This window comes from Fulvivirga aurantia (assembly GCF_009711475.1).
Lineage (GTDB): Bacteria > Bacteroidota > Bacteroidia > Cytophagales > Cyclobacteriaceae > Fulvivirga > Fulvivirga aurantia.
In genome coordinates this window covers 1-12,904 of record NZ_SMMD01000875.1, presented here as the reverse complement: position 1 = coordinate 12,904, position 12,904 = coordinate 1, and the positions used below count along the sequence as shown (strand labels likewise).

Below are 12,904 nucleotides of genomic sequence, written 5' to 3'. Positions count from 1 at the left end.
AAAGAAGACATCAACATAAAAGAAATTTCTACGTTAATAGTCGCTACACTGGAAGGTGCAATAATTATGTCTAGAGTCGATGATCATAAGGAGTGTTTAGATTTTGCTTCTGATTACATCAAGAATTACATAAGAAACACCGTGTTGACACCATTAAAAAAGTCAGCTTAAAACGAAATATTTTTTTGATCTAAAACAGACCGAACGGTCTTTAGAAATGGATAATTATAAAACAACATTCGAAGTAAAGTGGGCAGAGGTTGACCCTAACATGCATTTAAGGCATACTGCTTATTTAGATTTTGCAGACCAGGCCCGAATCAGGTTTTTCAGAGCAAATGGTTTTAGTTTCAATAAGCTCATGCAGATGGGTATAGGGCCGATTATTTTCGGTACAGAAACTGATTATAGAAAGGAAATCTTGCTGAGTGAGACTATCACTATTGATTGTGAATTACTGGAACAATCGAGCGATGGTAGAAAGTGGAAGATCAAGCATGATGTCTACAAAGAAGATGGATCTCATGCCGCTACATTAACCTACCGTGGCGCCTGGATGGACATAAGAGCTCGTAAATTAACAGCTCCACCTGAAGAAATAGTCAAATTATTAGACAGTCTTTCTCCTAAAATGGCGAGCTATGAAGAATAAAAAGATAAAAACGCCTTTGCCACTGAGAGTAGTGAGTTGGACATTTCCCAAAGTGGAAGCTATCTCCCAGTGGTTGGCTAATAGGTGGTTTGTAAACTTATTTTTTACCCCTGTGAGGTACAAAACACCCGCTTCTGAAATCGAAATTATGGAGTCAGCTTCTAAACATGAAGTAAGGATAGCTGATAATAATGTTCAGGTGTACGAGTGGGGAGAAGGTAAGCCGGTTTTATTTGTACACGGCTGGATGGGTCGGGGAACACAGTTTAAAAGATTTGTTCCCATTTTTAATGCTGCCGGATACAAGGTCGTTTCTTTTGATGCTATTGGTCATGGTAAGTCTGAGGGCAAAAAATCACATATCATGTATTTTGCCGAGACAGTAAATGCACTGGCAGATAAGTATGATTTTCATAGTGTGGTAGGTCATTCTATTGGTGGAGTGGCTGTAATGCATGCCTTGATTAAGGATAGGTTTACCGATAAGCTTGTAATGATTGGTAGCCCTACGATGGCCGATCACATAATTGGAGCCTTTTTGAGAAGTCTCAGGGCTTCAAAACGAGTGCTTACTTACTTTAATCAATATGTTGAGAGCAAGTTTGGAAAATCATTTGACGAATACAGTGCAAAACATATCGTTAAAGACTTAGATGATGTAGACATTTTGCTTATTCATGATGAAGACGATAGGGAAGTAACGATAGAAAATCCGTACGTTATTCTCAATAAATACCCTCAGTCTAAGTTGATGACGACCAAAGGTCTGGGGCATACGAGAATTCTAAAGGATGAGGCTGTAATTGACGCTTGTCTTCAATTTACTGAAAAGAAAAAAGAGCTCATATCTGTAGCATAAGCGCTATATTGCTTTTAAAACTCACTCAGTCTCTTAATTGACCGTTTAAGGAATTACTTCTAAATCTGACTGTAACATCCTGTAGTTTAGTGTTTAGCTATTAAATCATTATTTTTGGATTATGGGCAAGATTATAGAAACCTCAGAAATATCAAAGGTTTACCGAATGGGAACCCAGACGGTGGAGGCACTTAAGTCTATTTCGATCGAAATAGATAAAGGAGAATATGTGGCTTTTATGGGACCTTCCGGTTCTGGTAAGTCTACCCTTATGAATATTATCGGTTGTCTTGATACCCCGACCAACGGAAGGTATGTATTAAACAACCATGATGTAAGTGACCTTACTGAGAACGAACTTGCCGAAATTCGGAATAAAGAAATTGGCTTTGTTTTTCAAACCTTTAATCTCTTGCCTAGAGCGTCAGCACTTGAAAATGTAGCTCTTCCACTGATCTATGCCGGTTACGGAAAATCAGATAGAGATGAAATGGCGCTGGAAGCCTTAGAAAATGTAGGTCTTGGTGATCGTGCTCATCACAAACCCAATGAGCTTTCTGGTGGACAGAGACAGCGTGTGGCTATAGCCAGAGCCTTGGTAAATAGCCCAAGTATCATTTTGGCTGATGAGCCTACAGGTAACCTGGATACCAAAACTTCATACGATATTATGGAGCTCTTCCAAAAACTGCATGATGCCGGAAACACCATTATCATGGTAACACACGAAGATGATATCGCACATTATGCCCACAGAATAATCAGGCTGAGAGATGGTCTGGTTGAGACTGATGTGGTAAATGAAAATATCACACGTGCGGCTGATCAAAAGGCAGCTTTACCTCAAGAATAAAACTCAGGTTTCTTATTGACCTCAACTTGTGCTAAACTTGCTCCACGAAGCAAAAATCAAAAGCATTAAATATGAAAGTCTATACCAAAACCGGTGATAAAGGCACAACCTCTCTATTTGGTGGTTCGAAAGTAAGTAAAGCCAACTTACGTATTGAGTCATACGGCACTGTTGATGAATTAAATTCTTACATCGGGCTCGTTAGAGATCAGGAAGTTAATGCAAAGAGAAAAGAAGAACTGGTAGAGATACAGGATAGGCTGTTTACGGTAGGTTCTATACTTGCCACAGAACCCGGTAATACCAAAGTAAAAGTACCGGAGCTCAAAAAAGAAGATGTCGAGTTTTTGGAAAAGTGTATAGACCAAATGGAGGAGGAGTTACCTCCTATGAAAAGTTTTATACTTCCTGGAGGTCATCAGTCAGTTTCTTTTTGTCATGTAGCCCGTTGTGTGTGCCGCAGGGCCGAGCGCTTGGCTGTCACGTTAAATGATAGCGAGCCAATTAACGAGATGGTTTACGTTTATCTAAACCGACTCTCAGATTACCTATTCGTTTTGGCCCGCAAAATGTCTCAGGAATTGAATGCAGACGAGGTACCCTGGAAACCTAGGATGTAAGTCAAAGTCGGTTTTTTCTAATCGCATTATTTTACTACTTTTGCAATCCTAACAGTTGTTAGTCCGTTTAACTTCTATACTATGATTGCAACACAAAATATGGAAATAAATAAAGTGGCTGAGAGCAAAATCAGCTCAATAGATTTTCACAACATTCAATTCGGTAAAGTTTATTCTGACCACATGTTCACTGTAGACTTTATGGGTGGTGAATGGAAAAATCCTCGCATAGACCCATACGAAATGATGAAAATCAGCCCGGCAAGTCCTGCGCTTCATTACGGGATTTCTATTTTCGAAGGGTTAAAAGCCTATAAACACGAAAATGGTGACATCGTGATGTTCAGACCAGATAAAAATCTTGAGCGATTGAATATCTCCGCTGAGCGTATGTGTATGCCATTGCTACCAGAAGATTTATACTTTGATGGACTAAACACACTTCTAGAGACTGATAAAAGCTGGGTTCCGGGGGTAGACGGTACATCACTTTACATAAGGCCGTTTGTTTTCTCAAATGATGATTATATAGGTATCAGACCATCTCAGGATTTTAAGTTTATGATTATTACTTGCCCTGTTGGTGCTTACTATGCTAAACCTGTAAAAGTAAAAATAGAAAACCACTTCGTACGAGCTGTAGAAGGTGGTAGCGGATTCTGCAAAACAGGATGTAATTATGGCCCGGCAATTTACCCGGCTAAGCTGGCACAAGATCAGGGTTACGATCAGCTGATCTGGACAGATGGCAAAGAGCATAAATACATTGAGGAGTCGGGTACTATGAACATCATGTTTGTGATCGATGGTAAATTAGTAACACCAGCTACTGGCGATACAATCCTCAACGGTATCACCAGAGATAGTGTACTGACACTGGCCAGAGATTGGGGCATGGAGGTAGAAGAGCGCAAAGTAGAAGTTGCTGAAGTGATTGATGCCATCAGAGATGGTAAGTTAACAGAAGCCTTCGGAGCTGGTACTGCGGCTACCATTGCACAGATCTCAAATATCGCTTATAACGATGAAGACTTTGAGCTTCCGGCTGTAGAAACCAGAGAGTTTTCTAATAAAGTACTTAAGGCACTTGACGATATTAAGTTGGGTAAAGCCGAAGATAAATTTGGCTGGTTGCACAGAATATAAATAATATTTAAACCTATATACAATCCATCTCGTAAGCTTTCGAGATGGATTTTTTTATTTCAGTGCGTAAGTCGGCCCTACTTGTAGTTTTATTACTTATTTCTCTCAGTGCCTTTTCCCAAAGGTATTTAGTACTAAAAAGGCGCAATCATGTTTTGCATCAATTTGCTCCTGGTGATGATATAAGTTTCAAATTAAAAGGTGAGAAGGTCTTCAATAACGGGTTAATCATTGGATTTAGTGATAATTCTATCAAGCTTCATTATAATGAAATCTCTTTTGACGAAATAGAAAAAATAAAATTGCCCTACCGAGACAGTCATTTTATATCTCTATTTTCTGGCTTAGCCGTGACCGGTGGAGTGCTTTTCATTGGGCTTGACCAGGCCAACCAACTTTTGGTGCAAGGCAATGGATTGGGCCCAAGTGAGGAAACGCTGATGATAAGTGGAGGTTTGATCGGCACCGGTTTATTGCTTCAGCTTTTTGTAAAGAAAAAATTTAAAATCACAGGTAGGAAGTACAGATTGGAGGCTACTGATTTTAATTACGCGAAGTGATCGATAAGCTTTCGCACGCGTGAGATTAAACTTATATTTGCAAAAAAAATTAGATATGACATCAGACGAGTTGAAAGACTTGAAAGCCCGAGTAGAGGCTTTGAGGAGGTATCTTTGACTACGATAAGAAAGTAGCAGAGGTAAAAGAAGAAGAGCTGGTTACAGCTCAGCCAGAATTCTGGAATAATCCGGATGAGGCAGAAAAAATATTAAAAGGCATAAGAGCCAAAAAAACCTGGACGGACAGTTTTGAAACTGTTTTTCAACAATTAGAAGATCTTGAAACGCTTTACGAGTTTTATCAAGCTGACGAAGTTGGTGAAGATGAAATAAATGAAGAATATGCCAAAGCTGAGAAGCTCATAGAGGATCTTGAGTTCAAAAAAATGCTAAGCGGTGAAGAAGACCAGCTAGGAGCGATTTTGGAGATAAACCCTGGAGCAGGTGGTACAGAGAGCCAGGACTGGGCAGATATTCTAAACCGTATGTATATCATGTGGGGCGAAAGTCATGGATATTCTGTAAGACAGGTAAACTACCAGCCCGGAGACACGGCAGGAATCAAGTCGGCAACCTTGGAGATTGATGGAGAGTTCGCCTATGGTAATCTCAAATCAGAAATAGGTGTTCACAGACTAGTACGTATTTCGCCTTTCGATTCAGGTGGAAGAAGGCACACATCTTTTGCATCCGTTTATGTTTCACCGATAGTTGATGACGATATCGATATTGAAATCAACCCTGCAGATGTCGAACTGCATACATCCAGATCTGGAGGTGCCGGTGGACAGAATGTAAACAAGGTAGAGACCAAAGTGCAGCTTACTCACAAACCCACAGGAATTGTAATTGTATGTCAGGTTGAGCGCTCACAGTTGGCCAACCGGGAGCGAGCCATGAAAATGCTTAAGTCTCGTTTGTACCAGAAGGAGCTTGAAGAAAGAAATGCAGCCAGAGATAAAATCGAAAGCTCTAAAATGAAAATAGACTTCGGTTCGCAGATACGAAATTACGTGCTGCATCCTTATAAGCTTATAAAAGATGCAAGAACCGGTGTTGAGCGTACAGATGTACAAAATGTTTTAGATGGCGATCTTGATGATTACATGAAAGCCTTCTTACTTGGCGCTCAGGAAGAGTCTGAGAGCTAAGCAAAAAATGCATACGAATATTTATAAGGTGCCATCGCTTCAGGTGATGGCATCTTTGCTTTTAGCGGCAACAATATCAGAAAGATAAATTAGATTTGACTCACTCATGAACAAACCAGCGAAGACATATACTCTACAGTTTTGGTTATTATGTCTGAGCAGCTACCTCTTCTTTGCCAGCTTCAATATGATCATACCAGAGCTGCCTGATTATCTCACTAGTCTGGGTGGTGAAGAGTACAAAGGTCTGATCATTTCCTTATTTACACTTACTGCGGGCTTTTCCAGACCTTTTAGCGGTAAGCTTACTGACAAGGTAGGTCGTATTCCTGTCATGGTTTTTGGTGCAGCAGTTTGCTTCGTTATAGGTTTTTTATACCCGATACTTACTTCGGTCGGTGGTTTCTTATTTCTACGCTTTATTCATGGCTTTTCTACTGGTTTTAAGCCCACAGGTACGGTAGCTTATGTGGCTGACATCGTACCGCTGAATAGAAGAGGTGAGGCCATGGGGCTGGCAGGTGTTTTTGGCACCATGGGCATGGCGAGTGGTCCAGCCATAGGTAGTGAAATAGCACTACAGTTTTCTCTTAACACTATGTTCTATGCATCGTCAGCTACAGCTATTTTGTCTGTGCTTATTTTGGTGGGAATGAAGGAGACACTGGCAAATCCTGAACGATTTAAGCTTTCTCATCTTAAAATAAAGGGGGGTGATATTTTCGATAAATCTGTGGTCAGGCCATCGATTATCATGGTGCTAAATACGTTTTCTTTTGGTATTATGCTTACCATCGTACCTGATCTTACGAAGCACATTGGCATTATGGATCAAGGCATTCCTTTTGTGAACAAAGGTGTAGCCTTCTTAATTTTTACCGTGGCCTCCTTATTTGTGAGACTGGCAGCTGGCCGGGCGTCTGATGTTTACGGTAGAGAACCTATCTTATTGATCTCTTCTTTGCTTTATGCCACCGGTATGTTTGTGGTAGGAGCTGCAGATTCCATCACTTTATTCCTCATTGGAAATGTGATTTTCGGTATTGCCACGGGCATGAATTCACCTACTATTTTTGCCTGGGCTACAGACTTGAGTCATCCGGAACATAGAGGGCGAGCTATGGCTACTGTTTTTATTGCCCTGGAGATTGGTATCATGTCAGGTGCTTTTTTATCTGGCCTCATTTACGATAATCAGCCAGAGAATTTTGCTGCCACCTTCTGGACTGGAGGTTGTGTCGCACTTGTGGGTTTTAGTTTACTTATATATTTTCTCATATCTAATAAAAGGAGGAAACATGCAAAAGACTAAACTTCTATTAACCATTTATGCTGCTGCAGTAGCTACAGATTTACTGGCAATAACCAATCAAATCGAAGACATCCGATTAATTAGCAAATCTGTGTTAATGCCGATATTAGCGATCTATGCATTTATAAGGATAAGTCGCAAAAAGGAGACTTCATTTTTAGTGCTAATTACTGCTTTAGGGTTTAGTTGGTTGGGAGATATACTGCTATTGTTTGATGCAGGAAGTGACAACTACTTCATCTATGGACTAGGAGCTTTTCTCATAGCTCATATTGGCTACATCGTTGTAAATAGAAAGGCAACTTACCCAAATACCAGTACCTCGCTACTTTCTACCCAGAAGATGCGCTACATATTTATTATCGTGCTGGCTGGTTCAGCAGTGGTACATGTCTTGTACGCCCACCTGGGTGCTTTAAAGTTGCCAGTAATAGTTTATGCAGCTATTCTTACGCTTATGGCTATTTCAGCGCTATATCGGTTTGGTAGAACATCGCATAGAAGTTTTGTTCTTGTGTTTACAGGCGCAGTTTTATTTATGCTTTCAGATACACTTTTGGCCGTTGATAAATTTGTAGAAACCTTTCCGTATGCTGGCTTTTGGATTATGGCTACATATAGTAGTGCCCAATTTCTAATTGTTGAAGGTGTAGCCGTACATGACGATGAAGGCCAATAAAAAAAGTCCGGTTGTAAATCAACCGGACCTTCCTAGCATTGAGTTTTTGACCTAAAAACTACATTTTTCTTATTCTGCCACTCCCTGAAGTGTGGCTATCAACTTTGGCAGGATCGCCTTTATAATAAACGCTACCACTACCACTTATTCTTGCATCTATCGAGCTCTTGACGTTAACCTGTGCGCTACCTGAGCCAGAAATAGATACCTTACACTTTTCTGACACGAAGTCTTCAGCTTTTACGCGACCTGAGCCGCTTATTTTTACAGACATCTCTTCTGCGCTTCCCGATAGGTAAATTTTGCCAGACCCTGAAACGGCTGTGCTTGTATAACCTGCGTCTGCATTTAGTTCTATAATGCCAGATCCACTCACTGCGAGAGATAATTCATTGGTTCTAAACTTGTCTTTACCTACAAGACTGCCAGAGCCCGAAACACTTGCCCCTTCGATAGTAGGCATGGTAATGTTTACGGTGACATCACTTGAGCTACTTCCAAACCAGCTCCAGCTGTCCTCACTATCAATATACAAAGTGCCCCCTTTCACATATATATCAACATCTTCCAAATCGTCTTCATCACCCTCTACTTCTACTCGTAATGTACTGCCCTTAGATATGTAGACATCAGCTGAGGTTTTAAGGTATACTTCTGTGAATTCAGAAACGTTTACTGTTTTTTGGGCAAGTGTAGCGGTTGTAAATGCTGCAATAAATAAGAGACTAAAAAGATACTTCATAAGTTGTAATTGATTTAAGTAGTTTGACCTGTGAGCGCATCTTTTGCACTCAAAACAGAATAAAGACTACACTTTCATTTAAAGGTTGCATCTTGTTAGACTCAATATTCAGAAAAAAGTTACAGGCTAAGAGATACTTCTTTAGATTTGCAGATTCTAAAAAGTTTTTATGGTACAGATACTACTTTGTGTTTTAATGAACGTGGGCATTTTTGTATGCTTCAGAATGTTTGGCGTTCTTAAACTTAATACATTACAGGCCATTGTTTTTAATTATATCACCTGCGTGGTCACCGGGCTTATTTTCATTGGCGACATGCAATTGGTCTCATCGGTAAGTACATCAGATACCTGGATTTATATAGCCATGGGATTGGGTGGTATTTTTATAGGCACTTTTTACCTGATGGCCATTACCACACAAAAGTTTAGCATTACCGTCTCTTCCATTGCTACAAAAATGTCATTGGTGATACCTGTTTTGTTTAGTTTATTGGTTTTAGGTATACAATCTAAGGACTATACCTTTTTTAACTATTCAGGTATGTTTTTGGCCGTTGTGGCCATATTGTTGAGTTCTTACAAAGAGAAAAAAATTAAGACCGAAGCTATTTCTGGATTTGAGTTAGCACTACCTATACTAATTTTTGTTTTAGGAGGTATAATTGATTCTTCTATCAACTACACTAACCATGTTTTTCTATCGACTAAGGAAGAGGCAATCTTTCCCGTATTTGTTTTTGCATCTGCTTCTGTGATCGGTATCATTATTTTAATGGTTCAAAAGCAAACAATCAAATTAGGAAATGTCTTGGGAGGAGTTACCCTAGGAGTAGTTAATTATTTCTCAATTTACTTTTTAATCACTTCTTTGTCTGCTTTTGAGAATGATGGTGCAATGGTGTATCCACTTATGAACGTAGGAATCATTATTTTTGGAGCGATCGTTTCAGTTATTTTCTTTAAAGAGAAAATCAGTAAACTTAATTTTGCCGGGTTGGTGCTGGCATTAATTTCAATTATATTAATTTCTTACCAGGAACTATCTAATCTCTAATGTCAAAGCCCGAAAGTTATAAAACCATATCTACACATGGTGAAGGGCTATACAAAGAAAAAGGAAGCAAGTTTATAGGCCTTTCTTTTCACGTTACTTCAGAAGAAGAAGTAAAAGTTGAGCTTGAGAAATTAAGAGCTACTTATCATGATGCACGTCATCACTGCTATGCCTATGTATTGGGTGCAGAGCGTAAAGATTACCGCGCCAATGATGATGGCGAGCCTAACCACTCTGCAGGAGATCCTATACTGGGCCAAATTAACAGTAAAGCGTTGACGGATGTATTGGTAGTGGTCATTCGTTATTTTTGGGGTACAAAGCTTGGTGTAAGCGGCCTGATAAATGCCTACAAACTGGCAGCAGAAGAAGCCCTAAACAATAGTAAAATAATCACTGTTGCTATTACCGAGCGCTTGGAGCTGGAGTATGATTATGATGCTACAAGTGAGGTGATGCGATTGATAGATGATTATAACATTGATATTGTAGATCAGCAATTTGCTGCATCTTGTTCTGTAGTGGTAGATGTGAAAATTGGCTTGATCGATCAGGTCAAAGAAAAACTACAACTATTAATCGATACAGGCAGCAGCATTACAGTCAAGTGATAGTTGTTATCTATCAAACCATAAATTTAACATATAGCATTTATTATAAATTTAGACTGCGAAGGCTCAAATTTGTAGGAGTAAAAACAAGAAAGCTAAAACACAGATAAAATGATAGATCTTACAGAAGATAACTTAAAAGAGATAGTAGAAAATAATGAGATGGTAATGGTGCAGTACGGAGCTACATGGTGTGGCAATTGCAGAATTACTAAGCCAAAATTTAAGCGATTGGCATCTGAAAACGAAAATGTACAATTTGTATATGTAGATGCTGAAAAGTTGCCTAACTCACGTGAGCTGGCTGAGGTGAAAAATTTACCAACATTCGCTGGTTTCAAAAATGGAGCGTTAGTATCTCAGGCTTCAGGAAATAAAGTTGAATTAATAACTAATATACTAGATGAGGTTACCAATAATTAAGCACGTAGTTGAATTCGTAGACAAAAACGATGAAGACTGGGTTGTAGAAACGATAGAATTACTTGAATATCTCACTGAGGCGAAAGGCATCAAAGATGAGGAACTCGATGTGATTGGAGAGTTGCTATCTAACTTATATGGTGCCATAGAAGTGAGTAAAGAAATTAAAGAGGGTAAATCTTCTAAAGAAGCTCTAAATGGTTTTATGGAAAGAGTTATGGGGTCTATAGACAAATAACATTACCACCTAAACCGATGAAGCCCTTTGGCAATAGCTGAAGGGCTTTTTTATTCTACATAGCCTTTCTGCTCTAGCTTATTGTACATTTCTAGGCACACCCAAGCATCTGTAGCGGCATACTGAAGTTGTTTTTGGGTGAGCTTCTCAGCTTCCCAGTTAGATACCTGAGCATTTTTAGATATTCTGAAACCAAGAATGATAGCCGTAAGCTTTCTCAAGCCATTACTTTCTATACCAATCTCAGTCACCATTTTATTAAGCTCTACAAAGCCTTTGTGTTTGGCCGGTCTCAATTTATTTAAGTCTTTTAGATCATCTCTGAGCGCAACACCTATTTTGGTAATATGCTCATTTTCTAAAAACCTTAGAATTTCATCAGTTATACCTGTGTAATTGATTCTTATCAAAAATACCTCTTCAGGAATTGCGATCTGTATCATCGCCACATGATTGTATTCTCCCTTTCTAAAAGTCGGCTTAGACTCAGTATCAAAGCCTACTATCTTGTGGTCACTGATTTTTTTGAAGACAGATGCTAATTGATCTTCCTTAGTAATAAGGTGTATTTTGCCTTTGTAACCATCCAAAGGAAGCTCATTAATCTCTTCTCTAGAAATAGTAGAGGCAAACATTATTTAGTAGCAGTTGAATCTTCTTTAGACTGACCTATGCGCCTGATCTTAATATTGAGATAGGCATACATAATCGTCATGAATGGACTTATAATATTAAAGAAACAATAAGGCATGTAGGCAAAAGTAGCTACACCAAGTACAGACGATTGATAAGCACCACATGTATTCCACGGAATCAAAACCGATGTAACCGTACCTGAGTCCTCTAAAGTTCTACTAAGATTTTCTGGAGCCAGACCACGCTCTTTATATTCGCTGGCAAACATTCTACCAGGTACTACAATGGCAATATATTGATCAGAAGCAGTTACGTTGAAGGTAATGCATGTTGCAGCTGTTGAGGCTACTAAAGAGCCGGTAGATTTAGCGAGACCAATGATTGACTTTGCTATGCGTTTAAGCATGCCGTTTGTTTCCATTACTCCACCAAAAACCATGGCCGTCACAATCAGCCAAACGGTGCTCAACATACCATACATACCACCTGAACTTAATAGTTCGTCTACCATTTCGTTGCCAGTGGCCATAGATACATCAGAAAACATGGCTTGCATGATAGCGCCATAAGCAGATTTTAATGTATTGTCTGTAACGCCTGACACCCCATCCATAAGGTGTGGCTGAAAGATAAGAGCAAAAACACCGCCTAGTAATGTTCCGGCCAAAAGTGCTGGTAACGCAGGCACCTTTTTTACGATCATGAATATGACGGCTGCAGGTACTATAAATAATGCGAGGTTGATATTAAACTTTTCAGTTATCGCTTTTTGTACGATTGCTACTTCGCCCACATTGGCTGAGGTATCTAGTGTGAATCCCCAAATAAGAAAGATGATAAGCGCGATAATAATTGAAGGGCCGGTTGTAAAGGCCATGTATTTTATATGGGTGAATAGATCTGTGCCTGCCATAGCCGGAGCCAGGTTGGTAGTATCAGACAGTGGAGACATCTTATCGCCAAAATAGGCGCCAGATATTACGGCACCTGCCACTACGCCATCATGTATGCCCATGGCCTTTCCTATACCAATGAGAGCTATACCGACTGTAGCCGCTGTTGACCATGAACTACCTGTAGCAAGTGAAACAATGGCACTTACGATACATGCAGCAAATAAAAATATGGTTGGATTGAGTATTTCGAGCCCGTAATAAATCATGGCTGGTACAATTCCACTAATGAGCCAGGTACCTGAGAGTGAACCAATCATTAATAATATAAGTATAGCAGCCATGGCTGAGCTTATACTTTTTACAATGCCACTTTCAAGATCTTCCCATTTGTAGCCAAGCTTTAAACTCAAAAGACCGGCAAAGGCGGCTGTTACTAATAAAGCAATCTGGTTTGGGCCGTACGAAGAGT

General features: G+C 39.6%; 16 protein-coding genes. 13 read left to right on the top strand and 3 right to left on the bottom strand.

The annotated features are described in order from the left end of the window. Nucleotides 1-217: 217 nt before the first annotated feature. From E1176_RS14180 to E1176_RS14140, 9 genes are all read left to right on the top strand, one after another. Complete coding sequence (locus E1176_RS14180; protein ID WP_155211291.1) at nucleotides 218-652, top strand: acyl-CoA thioesterase; 435 nt, start codon at nucleotides 218-220, stop codon at nucleotides 650-652. Further along, entirely contained in the window at nucleotides 642-1,511 is an 870-nt protein-coding gene (locus E1176_RS14175; RefSeq protein ID WP_155211290.1) for an alpha/beta fold hydrolase, read from the top strand. The genes E1176_RS14180 and E1176_RS14175 overlap by 11 nt, the downstream gene beginning before the upstream one ends. A 121-nt stretch (nucleotides 1,512-1,632) precedes the next feature. Next, entirely contained in the window at nucleotides 1,633-2,364 is a 732-nt protein-coding gene (locus E1176_RS14170; RefSeq protein WP_155211289.1) for an ABC transporter ATP-binding protein, read from the top strand. Between the two features lie 71 nt (nucleotides 2,365-2,435). After that, complete coding sequence (locus E1176_RS14165) at nucleotides 2,436-2,984, top strand: cob(I)yrinic acid a,c-diamide adenosyltransferase (RefSeq protein ID WP_155211288.1); 549 nt, start codon at nucleotides 2,436-2,438, stop codon at nucleotides 2,982-2,984. Nucleotides 2,985-3,065: 81 nt separating this feature from the next. Continuing rightward, complete coding sequence (locus tag E1176_RS14160; RefSeq protein WP_155211287.1) at nucleotides 3,066-4,130, top strand: branched-chain amino acid aminotransferase; 1,065 nt, start codon at nucleotides 3,066-3,068, stop codon at nucleotides 4,128-4,130. A gap of 44 nt (nucleotides 4,131-4,174) precedes the next feature. Then, entirely contained in the window at nucleotides 4,175-4,690 is a 516-nt protein-coding gene (locus tag E1176_RS14155; protein WP_155211286.1) for a hypothetical protein, read from the top strand. 55 nt (nucleotides 4,691-4,745) lie between these two features. Beyond that, a protein-coding gene (gene prfB, locus E1176_RS14150; protein ID WP_155211292.1) for a peptide chain release factor 2 occupies nucleotides 4,746-5,841 on the top strand; the annotation gives its coding sequence in 2 pieces (ribosomal slippage) (nucleotides 4,746-4,805 and nucleotides 4,807-5,841; 1,095 coding nt in all). A 106-nt stretch (nucleotides 5,842-5,947) separates the two neighbouring features. Then, nucleotides 5,948-7,153, top strand: coding sequence for an MFS transporter (locus E1176_RS14145; RefSeq protein WP_155211285.1), 1,206 nt, complete (start codon nucleotides 5,948-5,950; stop codon nucleotides 7,151-7,153). Further along, nucleotides 7,140-7,832, top strand: a complete 693-nt coding sequence (locus tag E1176_RS14140) for a lysoplasmalogenase (protein WP_155211284.1) — start codon at nucleotides 7,140-7,142, stop codon at nucleotides 7,830-7,832. Before E1176_RS14145 ends, E1176_RS14140 begins: the two co-directional genes overlap by 14 nt. A 58-nt stretch (nucleotides 7,833-7,890) precedes the next feature. Here E1176_RS14140 and E1176_RS14135 read toward each other — a convergent pair whose 3' ends face one another. Then, nucleotides 7,891-8,574, bottom strand: a complete 684-nt coding sequence (locus E1176_RS14135) for a head GIN domain-containing protein (RefSeq protein ID WP_155211283.1) — start codon at nucleotides 8,572-8,574, stop codon at nucleotides 7,891-7,893. 169 nt (nucleotides 8,575-8,743) lie between these two features. Between E1176_RS14135 and E1176_RS14130 the strand changes: the two genes are divergently transcribed. The 4 genes from E1176_RS14130 (at nucleotide 8,744) to E1176_RS14115 (ending at nucleotide 10,903) form a co-directional block, all read left to right on the top strand. After that, complete coding sequence (locus tag E1176_RS14130) at nucleotides 8,744-9,631, top strand: hypothetical protein (protein WP_155211282.1); 888 nt, start codon at nucleotides 8,744-8,746, stop codon at nucleotides 9,629-9,631. After that, nucleotides 9,631-10,242, top strand: coding sequence for an IMPACT family protein (locus E1176_RS14125; protein WP_155211281.1), 612 nt, complete (start codon nucleotides 9,631-9,633; stop codon nucleotides 10,240-10,242). Before E1176_RS14130 ends, E1176_RS14125 begins: the two co-directional genes overlap by 1 nt. A gap of 111 nt (nucleotides 10,243-10,353) precedes the next feature. Continuing rightward, entirely contained in the window at nucleotides 10,354-10,665 is a 312-nt protein-coding gene (locus tag E1176_RS14120) for a thioredoxin family protein (RefSeq protein WP_155211280.1), read from the top strand. Continuing rightward, entirely contained in the window at nucleotides 10,646-10,903 is a 258-nt protein-coding gene (locus E1176_RS14115; protein ID WP_155211279.1) for a DUF6952 family protein, read from the top strand. Before E1176_RS14120 ends, E1176_RS14115 begins: the two co-directional genes overlap by 20 nt. Nucleotides 10,904-10,953: 50 nt before the next feature. Here E1176_RS14115 and E1176_RS14110 read toward each other — a convergent pair whose 3' ends face one another. Together E1176_RS14110 and nhaC are read right to left on the bottom strand one after the other, a co-directional pair. Continuing rightward, complete coding sequence (locus E1176_RS14110) at nucleotides 10,954-11,538, bottom strand: 3'-5' exonuclease (RefSeq protein WP_155211278.1); 585 nt, start codon at nucleotides 11,536-11,538, stop codon at nucleotides 10,954-10,956. Further along, nucleotides 11,538-12,904, bottom strand: a 1,367-nt coding sequence (gene nhaC, locus E1176_RS14105) for a Na+/H+ antiporter NhaC (RefSeq protein ID WP_155211277.1), incomplete at its 5' end; no start/stop codon positions are given. The genes E1176_RS14110 and nhaC, both read right to left, overlap by 1 nt.